The organism is Variovorax paradoxus (assembly GCF_022009635.1).
GTDB lineage: Bacteria > Pseudomonadota > Gammaproteobacteria > Burkholderiales > Burkholderiaceae_C > Variovorax.
This window is the reverse complement of sequence record NZ_CP091716.1, coordinates 4505126-4524232: the sequence shown is the minus strand read 5'-3', so window position 1 is coordinate 4524232 and position 19107 is coordinate 4505126. Positions and strand designations below refer to the sequence as shown.

Below are 19107 nucleotides of genomic sequence, written 5' to 3'. Positions count from 1 at the left end.
GAAAAGAAGAACCATGTTGACCGAAGACGGCAAGCATCTCTACGTCAGCTACGACGAGTACCACAACCTGATCGAGAAGCTCGCGATCAAGGTGCACCAGTCGGGCTGGCAGTTCGACACCATCCTGTGCCTGGCGCGCGGCGGCATGCGCCCCGGCGATGTGCTCTCGCGCATCTTCGACAAGCCGCTGGCGATCATGTCGACCAGCTCGTACCGCGCCGATGCCGGCACGGTCCAGGGCCATCTCGACATCGCACGCTTCATCACCACGCCCAAGGGCGAGATCGCAGGCAAGGTGCTGCTGGTGGACGACCTGGCCGATTCGGGCCACACGCTGCACGCCGTGATGGACATGCTGCGCAACAACTACCCACCCATCACCGAGCTGCGCAGCGCCGTGATCTGGACCAAGGCGCTGTCGACCTTCACGCCTGACTACCAGGTGGAATTCCTGGCCACCAACCCGTGGATCCATCAGCCCTTCGAAGGCTACGACTCCATGGGCGCCGAAAAGCTCATCGAGAAGTGGTCGGTCTGACGACCCGCTCCCGCCGGTTCACCCGGCGGGGTTGAGCAGCATCGCGGTGTAGCGCCGCTGCATTTCTTCCGGCGTCAGCTTCTCGATGCTGTGCCCCACGTTCCAGCGATGGCCGAAGGGGTCGCGAAAGACGCCGGAACGTTCCCCATAGAACTGGTCCTGCGGCGCCATGTCCAGCGTGGCGCCGGCAGCGACCGCGCGCGCCACCAACGCGTCGGCATCGTCCACATGCAGGTGCAGCGTGACCGCGGTGCCGCCCAGCGTCTTCGCGCTGTGGATATTGCACTCGGCGAATTCGTCCGAGAGCATCAGGATCGCGCCGTTGTGGAAGTCCAGTTCGGCGTGGCCGATGCGGCCGCTCGGCTCCGTGAGCCGGAAGATCTCCTTCACCTCGAAGACCTTGCAGTAGAAGTCGATGGCGGCGGCTGCGTCGTGAACGCAGATGTAGGGGAAGAGTTCGTGGATGGCCATGATGAGAGTCGCCTTTCTTTGGAAGTGCCGATCGATTCTGGGCCGCCGCGCTTCTAGCGTCTTGAACGAATTTGACCCGCGGCTGTGCTTGCCGGAACGTGCCGTGGCGACGCCGCTCCCGTCCGGCGCCACGCCTGTGGCGGCATGCCCGCCAGCGCCGAAAACTCGCGGCTCAGGTGGGCCTGGTCGCTGTATCCCGCCGCCGACGCCACATCGGCCCAGCCCTGTACGCTTCCGGCTGCCAAAGCCAGCGCGCGATCGAAGCGCATGACCCGCGCATATTCCTTCGGCGTCAGGCCGATCGCACCGCGAAAGAGGGCGATGAAGCGGCGATGGCTGTAGCCGCTGCGTTCCACCAGTTCCGCGATCGAGCCGCTCCCTCGAGCGATGGGGCCGAGCGCCTGGGCGATGGCCGGGTGAAGCCCTCGCATGCCGGCGTTCAGCGATGCAACGATGCGCCCGGTGAGCAGGGCTTCGAAAACCGCCAGCTGCCGTTCGGCGGAGTACGCGGCATGAATCTGCGCGAGCGCGTCTGCGGTGGGCTGCGCGCCCCAGAGCGCGTCGAGCGCCGTATGCCGGCCGGCAAGCGCGTCTTCGGGGGCACCCAGCAGGAGGCGCGCAGCGCCCGGCTCGAGCTGCGCGCCGACGGACCGCGTGGCCACCGAGACGTCGCGCATGTAGAAGGCCGACCGCGCGCCGCCGACGATCGCGTAGCCGTGGGTCTCACCCTGTGGATCGTTCGCGCCGGCGAACAGCTTCAGCGGCGGGCCCGAGAGCCGGAACACCAGGTGCATTCCGCCAGTTGGCAGCACGTGCTCGCGCGCCCCGGGTCGCGCGACGCGACTGCCTTCGGGCGCGGAGGCCCACAGCAGCCGCACGAACGGCTGCAGATGCGCCGCGGGCTGGCGGGTCAGCTGCATGGCGCGTCCTTGGCGGGAGACAGGCGATGGCGCATCGGCGGATTGTGCCGCGCCATGCCTCTCTGGCGCCGTCGCCCTCGTCAGGCGCTGGTGGCCGCGTGCAGGGCGTAGACCGGGTCCGGCCAACGCTCAGGCGTCATTCCGGCCAACTGGGCAGCCAGGTGCTCGACAAGTCGCATGTCGACATTCGCCGCCACGGTCCCCGGTGCGCCCGCAAAAGCCTCGCGCAGCCGCCGGATGGCGTTGGCGGTGCCCCGCAGAACGCCTTCCGGCTGGCCGGGCTTCTCGAAGGCCAGCACATTCGCCAGCAGGTGGAGGAAGGACGCGACGACCGTCTCCTCCGTCCGCGCTTCTTGCTCGGGCGCGGCAAGCGGGGCGATCACCAGCTCGAGCCAGTCGATCACTTCGGGCGGAATGCCTTGCCGCGCCAGCGCGGCGTAGGTGGTCGGCCATGCCTTCGTCGGCGTCTTGCGCAGCCAGGCGCTGAGCGCCTTGGGCGTGCCTGCCGCAGGCGTGTCGGCAATGTCGGGCGCCGATCCGGCCATCTTCCTGTACAGCATGGGGGCCGCCGCGGCGACAGGTGGCACCGGCATGGCGCGCGAGCGCATCAGCATGGAGCCGGCGGGCGCGGCTCTCGTGGCCTCGAACTGGATGGAAGACGTGCCTCCCCAGCCCGCCGGCACCATCTGCGCCACCTTGTGCAGCTCGGGCATGTCGGTGGCCCGGTCGCCTTCGGCGCGTTCCGCCACCAGCAGGTAGTTGGTCTGGTCGGTCACCAACTGGTAGGCCACCGCCAGCCGGCGGCCCTGCGCCGAGACCTCGACGTCGGGATTTCCGCACAGCTCGGCCACGCGTGCGTGCGCCGCGATCTTGCTCAATGCGTCGACCGGCGCGGCAACCTTGCCGATCCGGATGATGCCGATCGGCTCGGCCGCTTCTGCGCCCGGGCGAGCGCCCAGCAGGCGGACTTCGCCTTCGGGGGCGCCAGCCAGCAGGGCGAACACGTTCACCGTGTCGCCGTCGAACACCGAGGCCGGCAGCGCCGACACCCATGCGGGCCGCGAGCCCGCGGGCCATTCGATGCGCACAGCGTCGAGCCGCGGCGAACGCAGGCGCGCGAACATGCGCAGCACCGCCGGCTCGACCGCCTCGCCGGGCGCGACGAAGTCGCAGGCGCCGCCCGTGGCCTCGGCCAGGCGCCGCAGGTGGCTTTCCGCCGGACTGCTGCCGATGCCCACCACGAACACGCGGTGCCCCGACGTCTTTGCCGACGCGATGGTCGCGTCGATGGCGCTGATCTCGCCATCGGTCACCACCAGCACGTCGCTCGGCGCACCGCCGCCCAGCGCGAAGGTGGAGGCGAGCGCGCTTTCCATTTCGGTGCCGCCCAGGTCGGCCTGCAGCGCGCCGACCCAGCGCTGCGCGGCCAGCCGGGTGATGTCCGTCAGGGCCCACAGGCTGCGCGAGCGATGCTCCACCGTGGAGCCGAAGCGCGAGAGCGAAAAGCGGTCGCCGGTGCCCAGTTGCAGCACGATCGACTGCAGCGCGCGCCGCGCGGCGTCGATGCTGTCGCCGGCCATGGAGCCGGAGCAATCGACCAGCAGCTGCACATCGGTGGTGGCGGGGCCGTGCGCTGGAATGCGCGGGCAGAAGCTGGCCAGCGCGACGGTGCTGCCAGGCTCGACGCTGTCGCGCGCCAGCACGGCGACGGACGCGTGCGCCAGTTGGTCGACCACCAGCACGAAGTCGCGGTCGAGCATGCCCCGGCGCGCCAGCGACACCTGCATGTGGTCTTTCGCCTGCCGGAACGCGATGCCCACCGGATGGCTGGGCGAGGCCACGCGCGCACGCGCCAGTTCGCCGTGCAGCCGCAGCGCGATGTCGAAAGGATAGGCCGCCACCGGGCTGTGCACGGGCGCCTGATGCGGCTGCAGGCCGCCATCGGCCACCGGGTCGCCGTAGCGCGGCGCGATCACCGTCGGAATCAGCAGGCGCAGGCCCTGCTGTTCGAACGCCAGGGTCTGCGCATAGCGCAGCGTCACGACGCAGGCTTCGCCCGCCGCGAGGTTGCCCAGGTTCAGCGTGTAGCTCAGGTCGTGGTTCTTCTCCAGCATGATGGCCGCGTGCCCTTCCGCCAGGGCGTCTTCGTAGGCGGCCTCGGCCTTTGCCTTTTCGACCACCGCGCCGCTCAGGCGCCGCACGCCCAGTTGCACGTCGACGCCCAGCAGCACCGCGCCCCACGGCAGCGGAAAGCTGTAGACCACCTCGACGTTCGTGGCGCCCGGGTTGCGGAAGCGTTGCTCGACGGTCATTTCGAGCAGCACGCCGCGCAGGTCGCCCTCGGCCTTCACGACTTCGAGCATCACGGCGTCGCCGCCGGTCGTCGTCATTCGCGCATGTTCCAGATAGCTCATGGGATTTCCCTTTCTTTTCCGTCAGTTCTTCTCGGAGGAATCGGCGCTGGAGACAGCCGCGAAGGCCGCCATCACGCCCTGTATGAAATCGCGCACCTGCGCCGGGGAAAGGCCCGCGCGGCCGGGCTCGATGACCACCTCGATGCCGTCCGCCACCGTCAGGTGGCTGCGCACTTCCACCGAGCCGGGCGCGCGCGGGCGTGCCGGTATCGGGGCCTGCTGGTCGCTGTGCAGCATCTCCCGGATGCGCTCCAGCGACACGCCGGCGGCCGTCCACTTCTTGATGAGCAGCAACTGCTCCAGCTGGCGGGCGCCGTAGCGCGCGGCGCGGGTCTCGCCCTCGGGCCGGTCGACGATGCCGAGCTGCACGTAGTAGCGCACGGTGCGCAGCGGGAGATCCGCCAGCACGCACAGGTCTGCGAGCGCGTAGGTCGTTGCCGGAGCGGGTGGGTTCGATTTCATACACTTAATTTAAACACAAGAACTGTATTTATAAAATACCCCGAAAGCCCGGCATGCCTCGGCGCGCTAGCATCGAAGCCATGAGCAAGCTTTCCACGACCCTGATCCACCACCCCTACGCACCCCCAGAGACCTTCGCCGCGCCGCAGCCGGGCGTGTTCAAGGCGTCGACCGTGTTCTTCGCCGACGTGGCGGCGATGCGCGCGCGCGACTGGAAGACCAAGGCCGGCTACACCTACGGCCTGCACGGCACGCCCACCACCTTCACGCTCGAGGAGCGCCTGGCCACCCTCGAGGGCGGCACCGAGTGCCTGCTGGTGCCGAGCGGCTTGGCCGCCATCACGCTGGTCGCGTTCGCGTTTCTGAAGACCGGCGACGAGGTGCTGATCCCCGACAACGCCTACGGCCCCAACAAGGCGCTGGCCACCGGCGAGCTCGCCAACTTCGGCATCACCCACCGCCTGTACGACGCGATGGACCCGTCCGACCTCGAGGCCAAGCTGTCGCACCGCACGCGCCTGGTGTGGCTCGAGGCGGCGGGCTCGGTGACGATGGAATTCCCCGACCTGCCGGCGCTGGTGGATGTCTGCCGCGCACGCGGCGTGATGACGGCGCTCGACAACACCTGGGGGGCCGGCCTGGCCTTCGCGCCCTTCGATTTCAACGGCACGGGGCAGGGCGTCGACATCTCGGTGCACGCGCTCACCAAGTACCCGAGCGGCGGCGGCGACGTGCTGATGGGCAGCGTGGTCACGCGCGACGAGCGGCTGCATCGTGCCCTCAAGCTCACCCACATGCGCATGGGCTTCGGCATCGGCGTGGGCGACGTCGAGACGCTGCTGCGCTCGCTGCCCAGCATCGGGCTGCGCTATGCCGCGCACGACCGCGCGGCGCGCGAACTGGCGGGCTGGCTCAACGGCTGCGAGGAAATCGCGCAGGTGCTGCACCCGGCGCTCGAGGATTCACCGGGCCACGTGCACTGGCGCGCGCTGTGCGGAGCTACCGACCTGGCGGCGGGCCTGTTCTCGGTGGTGTTCGACGAGCGCTTCCGCACCGAGCAGGTCGACCGTTTCTGCGACAGCCTGAAGCTGTTCCGGCTCGGCTATTCGTGGGGCGGCCCGATCAGCCTGGTGGTGCCCTACGACATCGGCCTGATGCGTGACGCGAGCGTGGCGCGCTGGCCGCACAAGGGCACACTCGTTCGCTTCTCGATCGGCCTGGAGGATGTGGACGATTTGCGAGCCGATCTGCAACAGGCCCTGGCACGGATGTAAAAAAGCGCATCGCCCACCTGGACGGCCGCCGTGGGCATGCGCTTGAGACTGCACCGTTATCGCTTACAGTAGGCCACGCGCAGTCACCCTGACTGCCTCGCCCAAGGAGAAGCAGTGGCAACACCAAATTACGGCTACGAGAAGCGCCAGAAAGAGCTGGCCAAGAAGAAGAAAAAGGAAGAAAAGCTCCGGGAAAAGGCGAATCGCAAACTCAGCCCGAGCAGCGACGGACTGGCTCCTGGAGACCCGGAGACCGACATGGCCTCGCTCGAACACGATGCCCCCACGGTGCCCGAGCTGCCCACCAAGAACGGTTGATCCGTTCCTGGCGTCCTTCCATGAAAACCGCTGCAGGCTTGCGCTTGCAGCGGTTTTTTCATTTGGGCAGCAGCTTGCGCAGTTCGGACCAGACGTTGTCGAGCAACTGCGGCTGCGCCGCCGCCGTCGGGTGGATGCGATCGGCCTGGAACAGCGAGAGCGCGTCCGGCGCATCCGCCACGCCTTTGAGCAGGAAGGGCACGAGCGCCGACCGGGTGGCGCCGGCCACCTTGGAGAACACCGCCTCGAAGCGCCGCGTGTAGTCGCCGCCGTAGTTCGGCGGCACCTGGATACCGACGATCAGCACCTTGGCGCCGGCTGCCTGCGCGGCCTTGGTGATCTGCAGCAGGTTGCTTTCGGTGTCGGCCAGCGGCAGGCCGCGCAGCGCGTCGTTGGCACCGAGTTCCAGCACCACGAGGCTGGGCTTGTGCTGCGCGAGCAGTGAAGGAAATCGGGCGCGGCCGCCCGAGCTGGTGTCGCCGCTGATGCTGGCGTTGACCACGGTGGCCGCGATCTTCTGCTGCGCAAGCCTTTTCTCCAGCAAGGGTACCCAGCCTTCGCCGCGCTTGAGCCCGTACTCTGCGCTCAGCGAATCGCCCAGCACCAGGATCACCGGCTTGCCAGCCGCGGACGCCGGAGCCTGGGCATGCGCCGCCGTTGTCCAAGTCCCCGCGCTGCCGAGCGCGGCGGTGGTCAAGATAAAGTCACGTCGATTCAAAACCAAAGCCTTTCCATGTCCCAACCCCCGTCTGATGCCATTGTCGCCGTCGAGCATGTCTTCAAGTCCGTGACCGACTCGGCCGGCACGCTGGACATTCTGCAGGACATCCATTTCACCCTCGGCGCGCGGGAAACCGCCGCCATCGTCGGCGCCTCGGGTTCGGGCAAGAGCACCTTGCTTTCGATCATCGCGGGGCTGGACACGCCCACTCGCGGCACTGTCAGGCTAGCGGGCGACGACCTGTTCGCCATCGACGAGGACGAGCGCGCCGCCGTGCGCGCGCAGCGCGTGGGCTTCGTGTTCCAGAGCTTCCAGCTGCTGGGCAACCTCAGCGCGCTCGAGAACGTGATGCTCCCGCTGGAACTGGCCAACCGCAAGGATGCCCGCAAGGCCGCCACCGAGATGCTGGGCCGAGTCGGGCTGGGCCAGCGGCTGGGGCACTACCCGAAGGTGCTTTCGGGCGGCGAGCAGCAGCGTGTGGCGCTGGCACGGGCCTTCGTGGTGCAGCCGGCCCTGCTGCTGGCGGACGAGCCCACCGGCAGCCTCGACTTCGCGACCGGCGAGCAGGTCATGAAGCTGATGTTCGATCTGAACCGCGAACTGGGCACTACGCTCGTGCTCGTTACGCACGACCGCGGCATCGCCGACCGGTGCGAACGCCGCATCACCATCGAGGCCGGCCGCGTCGCAGGTAATGAAAAAGCTGCCGTAGCGCCCGGCTGACAAGCGCGGTAAGCTATCAAACGGATAGCAGATATAGATAGCAAATATAACTAGGAGCAAGATCCCCCATGGATGACCTTCCACCGGAGGCCATTGCGGCGCTGCGGCGGGGCAGGCTGATCGAAGCCATCAAGATCGTGCATGACAGCACCGGCATGGATCTCCAGTCGGCCAAGGACGCCGTCGAGCGTTACGCCGCCTGGATGGGGGATCCCGGCCGCCGTTCGCCCGATGTGGCCGCGCAGGACCGCGGCTTCGCGTCGATGCCTTCCACCGCGCTGACCGCGCTGGCGCAGGGCGACAAGATCGAAGCCGTGCGCCTCACGCGCGAAGCCACCGGCCTGAGTCTCGCGGCCGCCAAGCGGCTGGTCGATAACCACGAGCACCCGCCGGTCGGCGCCTTCGGCCACCTGCCGTCCGAAATACCCCGCCGCCCGATGGTCGACGAGCCGGGCCGCGTGCCTGCCGGCGGCTACAACTGGCTGCCGGTGACCGTCATCCTGCTGGCCATGCTGATGGTCTGGCTGTTGTTTGGAAAAGAGCTCTGACCCGATGATCGTTCCCCAGTTCTGGGCCGAAGGCCGCATCCAGGAGCATGTGGCTGGCAAGCAAGTCACGGTGCGTCGTCACGGCTGGTCCGACGACAGCCCGCTGGCCGCGCAGGCGCATGCCGACCAGCGCGCGCGCGAAGCCTTCGACCGCATCGCCGCCGGCGAGCAGCTCGACCGCCGCGAACTCAAGCGCGCCTACAACGGCGCCGACGGCGTGCCGATCCGCGAGGAAATCATCGAGCGGCAGGGCGACACCGTCGTCACGCGCAACGGCTACGGCGCGCGCTGCCTCAACACGCCCGACGTGCTGTTCGTCGACATCGACTTCGAGGAGCCTCTGCGAGGCAGCGTGTTCGGCTTTGCGTTGGTACCGGCCCTGATTGCCGGCGTGGTCGGCGGCTGGGCCGCCAAGACCTGGCTCGGCGGGCTGATCGCGGCCATCGTGGTGTTCGCCGTGGCCTGGGTCATCGGCAAGCGCAAGAAGCGCGGCGAACCCAGCGGCGACCCTTCGCCCGAGAAGCGCGCGGCCGAACGCATCGGGCGCTTCCTGCACCAGCATCCCGACTGGCATCTGCGCATCTACCGCACGCCGGCGGGCTTCCGGGTGCTCGCCATGCACGATGTCTTCAAGCCTTCCGATAACGCCGTGGCCGATTGCTTCCAGCTGCTGGGCGTCGACAAGGTCTACGCGCGCATGTGCCGCAACCAGAACTGCTTTCGTGCCCGCCTGAGCGCCAAGCCGTGGCGCATCGGCATCGGCGAGCCGATGCGGCCCCGGCCCGGCGTCTGGCCTGTGGCGCCCGACAAGCTGCCCGCGCGCGACGCCTGGGTCGCGCGCTACGAAAAAGCCGCCGAAGGCCACGCCGCCTGCCAGTTCCTGGAGGCCGTGGGCAACAGCGCGAGGGTGCATCCGAACGCACTGGCGGTACAGCAACTGCACGACGAGCGCACCCGCGCGACCAGCGGCCTCCCGCTCGCCTGACGGGGTGGTCCCGGGGGTAGGGATAATCGGAGGATGTCTTCCCCTAAAGTGATCTTCGGCTTCCATGCCGTGGGCGTGCGCATCAAGACCGCGCCTAAATCGGTGCTCGAAGTGATGTTCGACGCCAGCCGGCGCGATGCGCGCATGAAACAGTTCATTGCGCGAGCGCAAGAAGCCGGTGTCCGGCTGGTCGAGGCCGACGGCCTGCGGCTGTCCAAGCTCAGCGGCAGCCACGGTCACCAGGGCGTGGTGGCGCGGGTCGAACCTGCCGCGCAAATCCATTCGCTCGACGAATTGCTCGAAGGCCTCGAAGAGGCCGGCACCGTGCCGCTGCTGCTGGTGCTCGACGGCGTGACCGACCCGCACAACCTCGGCGCCTGCCTGCGCGTGGCCGACGGTGCCGGCGCGCATGCGGTCATCGCGCCCAAGGACCATGCGGCGGGCATCAACGCCACCGTGGCCAAGGTGGCGAGCGGCGCTGCCGAGACGGTGCCGTACTTCATGGTGACCAACCTCGCGCGCACGCTCAACGAACTCAAGGAGCGCAGCATCTGGTGCGTGGGCACCAGCGACGATGCGCCGGGCACTATCTACCAGAGCGACTTCAAGCGCCCGCTGGCGCTGGTGCTGGGCGCCGAGGGCGAGGGCATGCGCCAGCTCACGCGCAAGACCTGCGACGAGCTCGTGAGCATCCCGATGGCCGGTGCCGTCGAGAGCCTGAACGTCTCGGTGGCCAGCGGCGTGTGCCTTTACGAGGCGATGCGCCAGCGCGGCGCCTGAGCGGCGTCTATGGCGAGGGCAGGGGCGGCGTCCCGCCCTTGCGGTGAAAGTAGATCAGCTCCGCCACGCGCCGCATCTGCGGCGTGCCCAGCAGGTGGTTGAACATCCAGTCGCTCTGGAAATTGTCGAAGGCCCAGCGCAGCGTGCGCTTGAGCAGGAAGCTCGGGTAGCTGCGCACGAACCAGGTGGCCGGGTCATCGGCCTCCCTGCGCACGAAGCGCGCCACCGCCTCGCCAGCGCGCTCACCGTGCTGCAGCGCGGTGTGGATGCCGCCCGCGGTCACCGGCGACACCATGCCCGCGGCGTCGCCCACCAGCAGCGCTCGTTCCCGCGCAACCCTCGGCAGCACGCCGCCGCAGGGGATCATGCCGGCGCGCACCGCGACGGGCGCCGAGTCGCCCGGTGTCACGACCGATGCGATCTTGCGCAGCAGCGGGTCCAGCCGCAGTGCATGCGCGTCGCCTGGAACCACGCGGCGCGCCAGTCCGATCTGGCTCACGCCCACACCGTCCAGCGCCCAGCCGATGTAGCCGGGGGCCAGCTTGCGGTCGATGAAGCAGTGCAGCAGGTCGGGCGCCATGCGCGCGCCCTGGTATTCATGCTCCACGCCGAACAGGAAGCGCGTGTTGCGCGACAGGCCCAGCGCCTTGGCTACACGCGAATGCGGCCCGTCCGCGCCCACGAGGTAGGTGGCCGTGATGCAGGGTCCGTGGGTGACGGGCACTTCCCAGCGCCCGTTGATCCACAGTGCTTGCTCGAACAGCGTGCCCAGCCTCACATCGACACCGCAGGCCCGTGCCGAATCCACCATCCAGTCGAGCAGCGCGGGCGCGTCGGTGGCCCAGAACCAGTAGCCCGGTGCATGCAGGTCCACATGCCGCATGTTGGGCGCATAGAGCCGCACCCCCTCGATACGGCGTACCAGCGCGGGTGGCACTTCGGCGAGCCACGGCACGCTGTCGACCGCGTCCTTCACGATGATGCCGGTGGTGTGGAGCTTGGCGCCGGCGCTGGCCTTCTTCTCTAACACCATCACGCTGAGCCCCGCGAGGGCCGCGGCTCGGGCGCACGCCAATCCGGCAAAGCTCGCGCCCACGACAAGAAGATCGACCTTGATGCCCGCTGCGCCGCTGCCGGCCGATGGGACCGGCGCCGCGTGCGGCGGTGTGATCAGGGATGAATCGAGGGGAGCGAAGAAACTCGAGGAAGAAGATGACATGGGCTGGCTGTGTTCGATGCGCACCGCGGTCTGCGGTGCGCATGCGAAGTTAGCCAGCCCCTGTGCGCGCGGCGTGAAGCCTGTGTGAACTCAGGACGGGTAACTCAGGACGGGTCTTTGCCGCGCGTGCGGCCGACAGCGCTGAAGATGCCGATCCCGAGCAGGATCGTCGCCCCGATGCCGATGTAGAGCGTGGGCACGCCCACCACCGTGGCGCCCCAGACAAGGCCGCCAAGGAAGATAAGGAATCCGATCATGTAGAGCGCAAAGGACATCGTCGTTCCTCCGGAAGCTGAGATGCGTTGCAGTATCCCGGCCGACGCGACGGCCCGGGGCGGCCCGCGCCGCCTGTGCGTGTGGGAGCGAGCCTACCGGGCGGCTAGGACGGGCTCGCCACCAGCAGGTAGCGGCAGCCGCTGCGCCCCAGCGCCTTGAACACCAGCGGCCGGTCCACGCCGAAGTCGAGGCAGTCGCCGGGGGCCAGTTCGAAGCGTTCGTCGCCGTAGTCCACGCGCAAGGCGCCTTCGAGCATCCACAGGCACTGGCGGTACGGCTTGCCGCTCCAGCGCGGATAGCTCACCTGCGCCGAACGCGGCAGCTCGACCTCGACCAGCTCGACGCCGCTGCCCGCCTGCCGCTCGGCCACCTGGCGCCGCAGGTAGCCTGCCTCGGGATCGCGCCACACATGCTGCTCGGCCCGCGTGCGCAGGCGCTGGGGGCGGTCGCCGTCCTCGGTCAGCAGTTGCGCCAGCGGCACGCCGAGCCCGGCCGCCAGCCGGCCCAGCAGCACGGCCGTCGGGCTGCTTTGCGCGCGCTCCACCTTCGAGATCATGGCCTTGCTGACTCCCGAGAGCTCGGCCAGCTCGGCAAGGCTGAGTTCCCGCGCCTGCCGAAGCGCCAGCAGCCGGGAGGCGATGAGGGCGTCGATGCCGTCGGCGGCGTCTCCCGAAGAAGAAACGACGGAAGCGGATGAAGTGTTTCCCATATGAGATTATTATTCTCTTATATTGAACGACACAAGGAACATCATGCGGCTCATCCCCTGTACCGAAGAAGCGCACGCCGCGGCGATTCTTGCCATCCTCAACGAAGCCATCGTCACCTCGACCGCGCTGTACGACTACAAGCCGCGCGCGCCGGAGAACATGGTCGCGTGGTTCGCCACCAAGCGCGCGAACGGCTTTCCGGTGATCGGGGCGGTGGACGACGACGGCAAGCTGCTGGGCTTCGCGAGCTACGGCGCGTTCCGCGCCTTCCCGGCCTACAAGTACACCGTCGAGCACTCTGTGTACGTCGACAGCGCCCACCGCGGCGCGGGCCTGGGCCGCACGCTCATGGAGGCGATCATTGCCGAGGCCATTGCGCGCGACGTGCATGTGATGGTCGGCGCCATCGACGCCGCCAACGCAGGCAGCATCGCGCTGCATGAGCGCCTGGGCTTCGAGCACTCGGGCACCGTGCGCCAGGCCGGCTTCAAGTTCGGCCGCTGGCTCGACGTGGCGTTCTACCAGCGGATCCTGGCGACGCCCCTGAACCCGGTCGACGGCTGAACGCCCGCTACACCAGCGTGTAGAAGCGCATCACCACCTCGGCCGGCTTGCGCATGCCGGCCCCGGTGAACATGCGCTCGCTGATCCACTTCAGCGAAGGCGAAGTGGTTTCGAAGCGCGGGTTGCAGCGGAAATACACCTGCGTCGGGTCGACGGGCTCGCCGCGCAGCAACTGGGCCATGACCTCGGGCGTGGCCGAGCGCACGGCCTGGTTCTGCACGTAGATCAGGTCGCCGGCATCTGTCTCCAGGGCGTAGCGCGCATCGAGCTCGGAGAGCGTCTCGCTCACGATCAGTTGAAAGTCGCAGCCGCCCGGCAGGACGCGCGCGCGCCAGCCGTGCCCGGTGGCTTCGCCGCCCGTGATGGGCACCACGCGGCGCATCCCGCGCGGGGTGCCGCCCAGCACCTGCGGCGTGCCCACCTCGACGCGCAGGTCGGCGAAGTGCTCGAGCGAAGGGGCGGTGATAGCGTTGAAATCGAACACGCTCATCGCTGGCACGTCCTCAGGCTGCGGCGGTCTCGGCGCTGGCGCGGTCGAGCATCTCGATGGTGCCCGCGTCCAGCTTCAGCTGCGTTGCGACCACCAGTTCCTCGAGCTGCGCGATCGACGTGGCGCTGGCGATCGGCGCGGTCACGCCGGGGCGGGCGATCTGCCATGCAATCGCCACTTGGCCGGGCTTGGCGTTGTACTGCTGGGCCACCTTGTCGAGCGCGTCGAGGATGCGCAGGCCGCGTTCATTGAGGTACTTCTTGGTGGTGTTGGCGCCGCGCGCGCTCTTGCTCGCATCGGCCTCGGTGCGGTACTTGCCCGTGAGGAAGCCGGCGGCCAGCGCGTAGAAGTTGATCACGCCCACTTCGCGTTTCAGGCACAGCGGTTCCAGCGCGTCTTCGAACACCGCGCGGTCGTAGAGGTTGTACAGCGGCTGCAGGCTCTCGTAGCGGGCAATGCCGAGCTTCTCGGACACGTCCAGCGCTTCGGCCAGCCGCGGCGCGGTGTAGTTCGACGCACCGATCGCGCGCACCTTGCCTTCCTGGATCAGCTGGTCGAAAGCGCGCAGCGATTCTTCGAGCGCGGTGTTGGCGTCGTCGTCGTGCGACTGGTAGAGGTCGATGTGGTCCGTCTGCAGGCGCTTGAGCGACGCCTCCACCGCCTCGCGGATGTACTTGGGCGACAGGCCCACCTTGCCTTCGCCCATCGGCTTGCCGACCTTGGTGGCCAGCACCACGCGGTTGCGCTTGCCGCTCTGCTTGAGCCACTTGCCGATGATGGTCTCGGACTCGCCGCCCTTGTGGCCGGGCACCCACGCCGAGTACACGTCGGCGGTGTCGACGAAGTTGAAGCCGGCGTCGAGCCAGGCATCGAGCAGCTTGAACGACGCCGCTTCGTCGACGGTCCAGCCGAACACGTTGCCGCCGAAAGCGAGCGGGGAAACCAGAAGACCGGAGCGGCCGAGCGGGCGAAGTTGCGACATGAGTTTGTGTTCCCGAAGAAGCGTTGAGAAAAAAGGGGTCAGACGAAGCCTATGGCGCCCAGCACGGCGCCTGCGCCGAGCAGCCAGAGCAGGTGGATGCGCGTGCGCCAGACGATAAGCGCAGCCGTGCCTGTAAGCAGCCACAGGTGCCAGGCGGGCGCATTGCCGGCATGGTTTCCTGCCGCCAGCACCCAGCCGGTGGCGATCAGCAGGCCCACCACCACGGGGGCCATGCCCTGCTTGAAGGCGCGCACCTCGCGGCGGGTGCGGTTGCGGTGGCCCCAGCGCGTGGCGAAGTAGGTGAGGGTGGTGCTCGGCAGCATGATGCCGACCATGGTGACGAGCAGCCCGAAGAAGCCCAGCACCCACGCCCCCGGCCCGGCGCCGATACCGCCGCCCGCGTTGAGCCCGACGTTCCAGCCCATCAGCGCCACGAACAGCACGTTGGGCCCGGGCGCGGCCTGCGCGATGGCCACGGAGGAACTGAACTGCGCGTCGGTGAGCCAGCCGTGCTGGGCCACCAGGTAGCGGTGCATGTCGGGCACCGTGGTGATGGCGCCGCTGATCGACAGCAGCGAAAGCAGCATGTACTGCCCGAAGAGGGCGAGCCAGTCGTGCCAGTGCATCGCGATGGTCATGCGGGAATCTTCTTCCAGGTCCAGACGCAGGCCACGCCGCCCAGCACCAGCAGCACCCAGCCCAGCGGCACCTTGAACAGCGCGATGGCGCAGAACACCAGCCCCATGAAGACCAGGCAGGTGGCAAAGCCCAGCGGGTGCTTGCGCAGCTGCGGCACCAGCTTGATGCCGGTGGCTGCAATAAGCCCGCCCGACACCGCGCCCATGCCCCGCAACGCGGCCGCCACCTGGGGGTTGCCGGCGTAGTGCGCGTAGAGCACGGCCAGCGCAAGGATGACGACCAGCGGAATGCTCAGCATGCCTGCCACCGCCGCCAGGGCGCCGCGCAGCCCGAAGTAGCGGTCGCCGATCATCAGGGCGAGGTTGATCACGTTCGGGCCGGGCATTACCTGGGCCACGGCCCAGTCTTCGAGGAACTGCTCGGGCGTGAGCCATTTCTTCTTCTCGACCACCTCGCGCTGCACGATGGCCAGCACCCCGCCGAAGCCTTGCAGCGCCAGCCAGGTGAACGAAAAGAACAGGTCGCGCGGCGACTGCGGCTGGGCGGAGGGAGACGGGTGCATGTGGAGCGATTATCGTAGGCAGGCTTTCAACGCGCCGGGCATCGTGCTGACAGGACCCCGGACGGATCAACAGGGAAACTACCGCCATGCTCATGCAACTCCGCGCACTCTTCGACCTCTGCAAGAAGGCCTTCAACTCCTGGTCGAACGACTACGCGCCGAGCATGGGGGCCGCGCTGGCCTACTACACCGTGTTCTCGATCGCGCCGCTGCTGCTGATCGTGATTGCCGTGGCCGGCCTGGTCTTCGGCCAGGAGGCCGCGCGCGGCGAGATCTTCGCGCAGCTCTCGGGGCTGATGGGCGAGCAGGGCGCGGCGGCGGTGCAGGGCATGCTGAAGGCGGTCAACAAGCCGGCAGAGGGCATCGTCGCCACCGTCATCGGCATCGGGCTGCTGGTGGTCGGCGCGACCACCGTGTTCGGCGAGCTGCAGGATGCGCTCGACCGCATCTGGCGCGCGCCGGCGCGCACCAAGAACAAGGGCCTGTTCAACATGCTGCGCGTGCGGCTGCTGTCGTTCAGCATGATCATGGGCATCGGCTTTTTGCTGATGGTGTCGCTGGTGGCCAGCGCGGCGCTGGCGGCGCTGGGCAAGTGGTGGTCGCCGATGTTCGGCGCCTGGGAGACCACCGCGCAGGTGGTGAACTTCGTCTTCAGCTTCGGGATGGTGATGGTGATCTTCGCGATGATCTACAAGATCATGCCGCGCGCCAAGGTGCAGTGGCGCGACGTGTGGGTGGGCGCGGCGGTCACCGCGCTGCTGTTCACCGTGGGCAAGCACCTGATCGGCCTGTACATCGGCAAGAGCAGCGTGGCCTCGGGTTATGGCGCGGCGGGCTCGCTGGTGGTGGTGCTGGTGTGGGTGTATTACTCGGCGCAGATCTTCCTGCTGGGGGCCGAGTTCACCTGGGTCTATGCGCGCACCTATGGCTCCATGAAGGGCATGGAAGGCGCGGCGGAGCTCAACCCTTCACCGACGCGCAACGTGCCGCTGCCCCACAACGACAACTGAGCGCCGGGCGGCGCCTCAGCCCGCGAAGCCGCCCTTGTCCAGAAACTCCTGCTCCTGCGCGGTCGACTCGCGCCCCAGCATCTTGTTGCGGTGCGGAAAGCGGCCGAAGCGCGCGACGATGTCGCGGTGCAGCACGGCAAAGCGCTGCGTGTTGGCATCCAGCGCGGCATTCAGCTCGACCGAGCGCTCCTGCTCGGCCAGCACTTCGGAGTGCATGAAGGGCAGGTAGAAGAAAGGCCGCAGTTCGGCCGCTGCCTGCTGGTCGAAACCGGCCGCCACGGCCTTCCTGGCCACGGCCAGGGCCTTGCCGTCGGTGGCGAGCATGTGCGGGTTGTTGCGCCAGGCATTGCGCGGGAACTGATCGAGCAGCACCAGCAGGGCCAGCGCGCCCTGGGCATCCTCCGCCCAGTGGTCGAGTTCGCCGCGGGCGGCGGCCTGGTGGGCTTCGGCGAAGCGGGCGATGAAGGCGGCGTCGAAGGCATCGTTCTTGGCAAACCAGCGGTCGGGGCCGGCTTCGTGCCAGAAGTCGACCACTTCGCGGGCCGAGGGGAGCGGGGAAAGAGGGGCGGAACTCATCGCCGGATTGTCTTTCAGGCGCCTTGCGCCCAAGGAAGTCGGGGCGATGGCCGACAAGACAATTCCCGCGGTGCTGCCTATGCTGTGGTCGCTTTCACAACCCAGGAGATAAAGCTCATGACCAGATATGGCACCTTCTTGCGCGCAGCCCTCATCACCGGCGTGGCCAGTGCCGCATTGGTCGGCTGCGGAATGATGTCGAAGTCGAACGTCGCGAGCTTCAGCGGCGCGATGAACGCAGCCAGCGAAGTCCCGCCCAACATGACGCGCGGCAGCGGCATGGCCGAGGCATGGCTCGACCGCGACACCAACGTGCTCAAGTACAAGATCACCTACACCGGGCTGAGCGGCCCCGCCACCATGGCGCACTTCCACGGCCCCGCCGCCGCGGGCGCCAACGCCGGCGTGGTGTTGCCATTCGCCAACCCCACGAGCCCCATCGAAGGTCAGGCCACGCTCACGCCGGCGCAGGCTGCCGACCTGAGCGCGGGCAAGTGGTATGCCAACGTGCACACCGCGGCCAACCCCGGCGGAGAGATCCGCGGGCAGATGCTGCCGAAGATGTGAAGTGGTGCCAGGGGGAACAACCCCCTGGTCAGGTGGATGTCGCGGGGCTGGTGTCAAATGAACGCATGACGACGACGCCAACGAAGAAAAATCCTCGTGCCAAACCCCAGCAAGCCCTCAACCCCTTCGCCTCGCGCCGCGAAGACATGCGCACTGCCCGCAAGGCGCTGGTGCTGCAGGGCGGCGGCGCGCTCGGTGCCTACCAGGCTGGCGTGTTCGCCGCGCTCAGCGAGACCGAACTCGAGCCGCACTGGATTGCGGGCGTCTCCATCGGCGCCATCAACGCGGCGCTGATCGCCGGGAATGCGCCGGAGCATCGGGTCGACCGCCTGCGCGAGTTCTGGCACCTGGTGTCTTCCGGGCCTTCGCAGCGCCTGCCATCGTGGTTCGGCGACCGCGCGACGCAGAACCAGTGGAGCGCGACCATGGCCTCGATGGTCGGCATCCCGGGCTTCTTCGAGCCGCGCTATTCGCCGGCCTTCCTGATGGGCGGCGCCGCGCCGCTGCTCAGCTACTACGACACCTCGCCGCTGAAGTCCACGCTCGAGCGCCTCGTCGACTTCGACCGCATCAATGCCTGCGAGGCCCGCTTCAGCGTGGGCGCGGTCAATGTGCGCACCGGCAACTCGGTGTACTTCGACAACACGCGCCAGCTCATCGGGCCGGAGCACATCATGGCCAGCGGTGCATTGCCGCCGGGCTTCGCGCCGGTGAGCATCGACGGCGATGATTACTGGGACGGCGGCATCGTGTCGAACACGCCGCTGCAATACGTGCTCGATCTGCATCCACGCACCGAGCCGCTGGTGGTGCTGCAGGTCGACCTGTTCAATGCGCGCGGCGAAATGCCCCACACCATGGCGGGCGTGATGGAGCGCCAGAAAGACATCACCTATTCGAGCCGCACCCGCATGAACACCGACGCGCTGGCGGCCAACATGAACCTGCAGCAGGCGATTGCAGACCTCATCACCAAGCTGCCGGCCAACCTGCGCAAGGACCCGAGCGTGCTGGCCGTGCAGTCGCAACTGACGCACGAGCCCATCGACATCTTCCACCTGATCTACCGCGACAAGCCCTACGAACTCGAATCGAAAGACTACGAGTTCTCGCGCGCCGCCGTCGAGGAGCACTGGGAATCGGGTGTGCGCGACATGCGCAGCACGCTTGCGCATCCCGAGTTGCTGCGCGCCGATGCCACGGTCAATGGCGTGACCACTTTCGACCTCGGCGAGCATGGCTCGGGGCGCGTGAAGCGGCCTGGCCTCGCACGCTGAAACACGTACCCGGGGAAAGGGTTCAGGCTCGACTAAGAAACCAGCGCCAGACTGGGCCCGTCACTTCAACAGGAGGAAATG

Annotated in this window: 24 protein-coding genes; 11 read left to right on the top strand and 13 right to left on the bottom strand. The window is 68.1% G+C overall.

All coding sequences use genetic code 11. The annotated features are described in order from the left end of the window. Positions 1-13 precede the first annotated feature (13 nt). The gene (locus L3V85_RS21010; RefSeq protein ID WP_237674647.1) at positions 14-538 is read left to right on the top strand and encodes a phosphoribosyltransferase; all 525 of its coding nucleotides are present in this window, start codon (positions 14-16) and stop codon (positions 536-538) included. A gap of 18 nt (positions 539-556) precedes the next feature. Here the strand turns inward: L3V85_RS21010 and L3V85_RS21005 are convergent, their stop codons facing one another. The 4 genes from L3V85_RS21005 to L3V85_RS20990 form a co-directional block, all read right to left on the bottom strand. Continuing rightward, positions 557-1009, bottom strand: coding sequence for a VOC family protein (locus L3V85_RS21005; protein ID WP_237674646.1), 453 nt, complete (start codon positions 1007-1009; stop codon positions 557-559). Positions 1010-1062: 53 nt separating this feature from the next. Further along, positions 1063-1929 (bottom strand): helix-turn-helix domain-containing protein, encoded by an 867-nt coding sequence (locus L3V85_RS21000; protein WP_237674645.1) that lies wholly within the window; start codon positions 1927-1929, stop codon positions 1063-1065. Between the two features lie 80 nt (positions 1930-2009). Further along, a complete protein-coding gene (locus L3V85_RS20995) occupies positions 2010-4343 on the bottom strand; it encodes a VIT domain-containing protein (RefSeq protein WP_237674644.1) in 2334 nt (777 codons plus the stop codon). Between the two features lie 21 nt (positions 4344-4364). Then, positions 4365-4805 (bottom strand): helix-turn-helix domain-containing protein, encoded by a 441-nt coding sequence (locus tag L3V85_RS20990; protein WP_237674643.1) that lies wholly within the window; start codon positions 4803-4805, stop codon positions 4365-4367. Between the two features lie 80 nt (positions 4806-4885). On the opposite strand from L3V85_RS20990, the gene L3V85_RS20985 reads away from it, so the two are divergent. Together L3V85_RS20985 and L3V85_RS20980 are read left to right on the top strand one after the other, a co-directional pair. Then, positions 4886-6079 (top strand): PLP-dependent transferase, encoded by a 1194-nt coding sequence (locus L3V85_RS20985; protein WP_237674642.1) that lies wholly within the window; start codon positions 4886-4888, stop codon positions 6077-6079. A gap of 114 nt (positions 6080-6193) precedes the next feature. Then, the gene (locus L3V85_RS20980) at positions 6194-6397 is read left to right on the top strand and encodes a hypothetical protein (protein WP_237674641.1); all 204 of its coding nucleotides are present in this window, start codon (positions 6194-6196) and stop codon (positions 6395-6397) included. A 58-nt stretch (positions 6398-6455) separates the two neighbouring features. On the opposite strand, the gene L3V85_RS20975 is transcribed toward L3V85_RS20980, so the two are convergent. Further along, complete coding sequence (locus L3V85_RS20975) at positions 6456-7094, bottom strand: arylesterase (RefSeq protein WP_237674640.1); 639 nt, start codon at positions 7092-7094, stop codon at positions 6456-6458. A 36-nt stretch (positions 7095-7130) separates the two neighbouring features. On the opposite strand from L3V85_RS20975, the gene L3V85_RS20970 reads away from it, so the two are divergent. The 4 genes from L3V85_RS20970 (at position 7131) to rlmB (ending at position 10154) form a co-directional block, all read left to right on the top strand. Next, a complete protein-coding gene (locus L3V85_RS20970) occupies positions 7131-7841 on the top strand; it encodes an ABC transporter ATP-binding protein (RefSeq protein WP_237674639.1) in 711 nt (236 codons plus the stop codon). 68 nt (positions 7842-7909) lie between these two features. Then, positions 7910-8389 carry a hypothetical protein gene (locus L3V85_RS20965; RefSeq protein ID WP_237674638.1) on the top strand — a complete coding sequence of 160 codons (480 nt, stop codon included), beginning with the start codon at positions 7910-7912 and terminating at the stop codon, positions 8387-8389. A gap of 4 nt (positions 8390-8393) precedes the next feature. Next, positions 8394-9374, top strand: a complete 981-nt coding sequence (locus tag L3V85_RS20960) for a hypothetical protein (protein WP_237674637.1) — start codon at positions 8394-8396, stop codon at positions 9372-9374. A 33-nt stretch (positions 9375-9407) separates the two neighbouring features. Next, positions 9408-10154 carry a 23S rRNA (guanosine(2251)-2'-O)-methyltransferase RlmB gene (gene rlmB, locus L3V85_RS20955; RefSeq protein ID WP_237674636.1) on the top strand — a complete coding sequence of 249 codons (747 nt, stop codon included), beginning with the start codon at positions 9408-9410 and terminating at the stop codon, positions 10152-10154. A 7-nt stretch (positions 10155-10161) separates the two neighbouring features. Here the strand turns inward: rlmB and L3V85_RS20950 are convergent, their stop codons facing one another. From L3V85_RS20950 to L3V85_RS20940, 3 genes are all read right to left on the bottom strand, one after another. Beyond that, positions 10162-11373: an NAD(P)/FAD-dependent oxidoreductase gene (locus L3V85_RS20950; RefSeq protein ID WP_237674635.1), complete on the bottom strand. Its 1212-nt coding sequence runs from the start codon at positions 11371-11373 to the stop codon at positions 10162-10164. A gap of 104 nt (positions 11374-11477) precedes the next feature. Then, positions 11478-11648, bottom strand: coding sequence for a hypothetical protein (locus L3V85_RS20945; RefSeq protein ID WP_237674634.1), 171 nt, complete (start codon positions 11646-11648; stop codon positions 11478-11480). A gap of 104 nt (positions 11649-11752) precedes the next feature. After that, complete coding sequence (locus tag L3V85_RS20940; RefSeq protein ID WP_237674633.1) at positions 11753-12358, bottom strand: helix-turn-helix domain-containing protein; 606 nt, start codon at positions 12356-12358, stop codon at positions 11753-11755. A 43-nt stretch (positions 12359-12401) separates the two neighbouring features. On the opposite strand from L3V85_RS20940, the gene L3V85_RS20935 reads away from it, so the two are divergent. Next, on the top strand, positions 12402-12923 hold the full coding sequence (locus L3V85_RS20935) for a GNAT family N-acetyltransferase (protein WP_237674632.1): 522 nt from the start codon (positions 12402-12404) through the stop codon (positions 12921-12923). Between the two features lie 7 nt (positions 12924-12930). Here the strand turns inward: L3V85_RS20935 and L3V85_RS20930 are convergent, their stop codons facing one another. Genes L3V85_RS20930 through L3V85_RS20915 form a run of 4 tightly spaced genes read right to left on the bottom strand, consistent with a single transcriptional unit; the run spans position 12931 to position 15596 of the window. Continuing rightward, positions 12931-13413 carry a DUF3237 domain-containing protein gene (locus L3V85_RS20930; protein ID WP_237674631.1) on the bottom strand — a complete coding sequence of 161 codons (483 nt, stop codon included), beginning with the start codon at positions 13411-13413 and terminating at the stop codon, positions 12931-12933. A gap of 13 nt (positions 13414-13426) precedes the next feature. Further along, a complete protein-coding gene (locus tag L3V85_RS20925; protein WP_237674630.1) occupies positions 13427-14395 on the bottom strand; it encodes an aldo/keto reductase in 969 nt (322 codons plus the stop codon). 38 nt (positions 14396-14433) lie between these two features. Next, the gene (locus L3V85_RS20920) at positions 14434-15033 is read right to left on the bottom strand and encodes a chromate transporter (protein WP_237674629.1); all 600 of its coding nucleotides are present in this window, start codon (positions 15031-15033) and stop codon (positions 14434-14436) included. After that, positions 15030-15596, bottom strand: a complete 567-nt coding sequence (locus tag L3V85_RS20915; RefSeq protein WP_237674628.1) for a chromate transporter — start codon at positions 15594-15596, stop codon at positions 15030-15032. The genes L3V85_RS20920 and L3V85_RS20915 overlap by 4 nt, the downstream gene beginning before the upstream one ends. Before the next feature lie 86 nt (positions 15597-15682). Here L3V85_RS20915 and L3V85_RS20910 point away from each other — a divergent pair, with 86 nt between their 5' ends. After that, positions 15683-16606 carry a YihY/virulence factor BrkB family protein gene (locus tag L3V85_RS20910; RefSeq protein ID WP_237674627.1) on the top strand — a complete coding sequence of 308 codons (924 nt, stop codon included), beginning with the start codon at positions 15683-15685 and terminating at the stop codon, positions 16604-16606. 15 nt (positions 16607-16621) lie between these two features. Here L3V85_RS20910 and L3V85_RS20905 read toward each other — a convergent pair whose 3' ends face one another. After that, positions 16622-17182 carry a DUF924 family protein gene (locus L3V85_RS20905; RefSeq protein ID WP_237674626.1) on the bottom strand — a complete coding sequence of 187 codons (561 nt, stop codon included), beginning with the start codon at positions 17180-17182 and terminating at the stop codon, positions 16622-16624. 117 nt (positions 17183-17299) lie between these two features. Here L3V85_RS20905 and L3V85_RS20900 point away from each other — a divergent pair, with 117 nt between their 5' ends. Then, entirely contained in the window at positions 17300-17749 is a 450-nt protein-coding gene (locus L3V85_RS20900; protein WP_237674625.1) for a CHRD domain-containing protein, read from the top strand. 65 nt (positions 17750-17814) lie between these two features. Then, positions 17815-19026 carry a patatin-like phospholipase family protein gene (locus L3V85_RS20895; RefSeq protein WP_237674624.1) on the top strand — a complete coding sequence of 404 codons (1212 nt, stop codon included), beginning with the start codon at positions 17815-17817 and terminating at the stop codon, positions 19024-19026. Positions 19027-19107: the final 81 nt, after the last annotated feature.

What these genes read in the sequence shown, in the direction of transcription:
- L3V85_RS21010 (WP_237674647.1), top strand. Translation starts at nt 14, where the DNA reads ATGTTGACCGAAGACGGCAAGCATCTCTACGTCAGCTACGACGAGTAC.
- L3V85_RS21005 (WP_237674646.1), bottom strand. Translation starts at nt 1,009, where the DNA reads ATGGCCATCCACGAACTCTTCCCCTACATCTGCGTTCACGACGCAGCC.
- L3V85_RS21000 (WP_237674645.1), bottom strand. Translation starts at nt 1,929, where the DNA reads ATGCAGCTGACCCGCCAGCCCGCGGCGCATCTGCAGCCGTTCGTGCGG.
- L3V85_RS20995 (WP_237674644.1), bottom strand. Translation starts at nt 4,343, where the DNA reads ATGAGCTATCTGGAACATGCGCGAATGACGACGACCGGCGGCGACGCC.
- L3V85_RS20990 (WP_237674643.1), bottom strand. Translation starts at nt 4,805, where the DNA reads ATGAAATCGAACCCACCCGCTCCGGCAACGACCTACGCGCTCGCAGAC.
- L3V85_RS20985 (WP_237674642.1), top strand. Translation starts at nt 4,886, where the DNA reads ATGAGCAAGCTTTCCACGACCCTGATCCACCACCCCTACGCACCCCCA.
- L3V85_RS20970 (WP_237674639.1), top strand. Translation starts at nt 7,131, where the DNA reads ATGTCCCAACCCCCGTCTGATGCCATTGTCGCCGTCGAGCATGTCTTC.
- L3V85_RS20965 (WP_237674638.1), top strand. Translation starts at nt 7,910, where the DNA reads ATGGATGACCTTCCACCGGAGGCCATTGCGGCGCTGCGGCGGGGCAGG.
- L3V85_RS20960 (WP_237674637.1), top strand. Translation starts at nt 8,394, where the DNA reads ATGATCGTTCCCCAGTTCTGGGCCGAAGGCCGCATCCAGGAGCATGTG.
- rlmB (WP_237674636.1), top strand. Translation starts at nt 9,408, where the DNA reads ATGTCTTCCCCTAAAGTGATCTTCGGCTTCCATGCCGTGGGCGTGCGC.
- L3V85_RS20950 (WP_237674635.1), bottom strand. Translation starts at nt 11,373, where the DNA reads ATGTCATCTTCTTCCTCGAGTTTCTTCGCTCCCCTCGATTCATCCCTG.
- L3V85_RS20945 (WP_237674634.1), bottom strand. Translation starts at nt 11,648, where the DNA reads ATGTCCTTTGCGCTCTACATGATCGGATTCCTTATCTTCCTTGGCGGC.
- L3V85_RS20940 (WP_237674633.1), bottom strand. Translation starts at nt 12,358, where the DNA reads ATGGGAAACACTTCATCCGCTTCCGTCGTTTCTTCTTCGGGAGACGCC.
- L3V85_RS20935 (WP_237674632.1), top strand. Translation starts at nt 12,402, where the DNA reads ATGCGGCTCATCCCCTGTACCGAAGAAGCGCACGCCGCGGCGATTCTT.
- L3V85_RS20930 (WP_237674631.1), bottom strand. Translation starts at nt 13,413, where the DNA reads ATGAGCGTGTTCGATTTCAACGCTATCACCGCCCCTTCGCTCGAGCAC.
- L3V85_RS20925 (WP_237674630.1), bottom strand. Translation starts at nt 14,395, where the DNA reads ATGTCGCAACTTCGCCCGCTCGGCCGCTCCGGTCTTCTGGTTTCCCCG.
- L3V85_RS20920 (WP_237674629.1), bottom strand. Translation starts at nt 15,033, where the DNA reads ATGACCATCGCGATGCACTGGCACGACTGGCTCGCCCTCTTCGGGCAG.
- L3V85_RS20915 (WP_237674628.1), bottom strand. Translation starts at nt 15,596, where the DNA reads ATGCACCCGTCTCCCTCCGCCCAGCCGCAGTCGCCGCGCGACCTGTTC.
- L3V85_RS20910 (WP_237674627.1), top strand. Translation starts at nt 15,683, where the DNA reads ATGCTCATGCAACTCCGCGCACTCTTCGACCTCTGCAAGAAGGCCTTC.
- L3V85_RS20905 (WP_237674626.1), bottom strand. Translation starts at nt 17,182, where the DNA reads ATGAGTTCCGCCCCTCTTTCCCCGCTCCCCTCGGCCCGCGAAGTGGTC.
- L3V85_RS20900 (WP_237674625.1), top strand. Translation starts at nt 17,300, where the DNA reads ATGACCAGATATGGCACCTTCTTGCGCGCAGCCCTCATCACCGGCGTG.
- L3V85_RS20895 (WP_237674624.1), top strand. Translation starts at nt 17,815, where the DNA reads ATGACGACGACGCCAACGAAGAAAAATCCTCGTGCCAAACCCCAGCAA.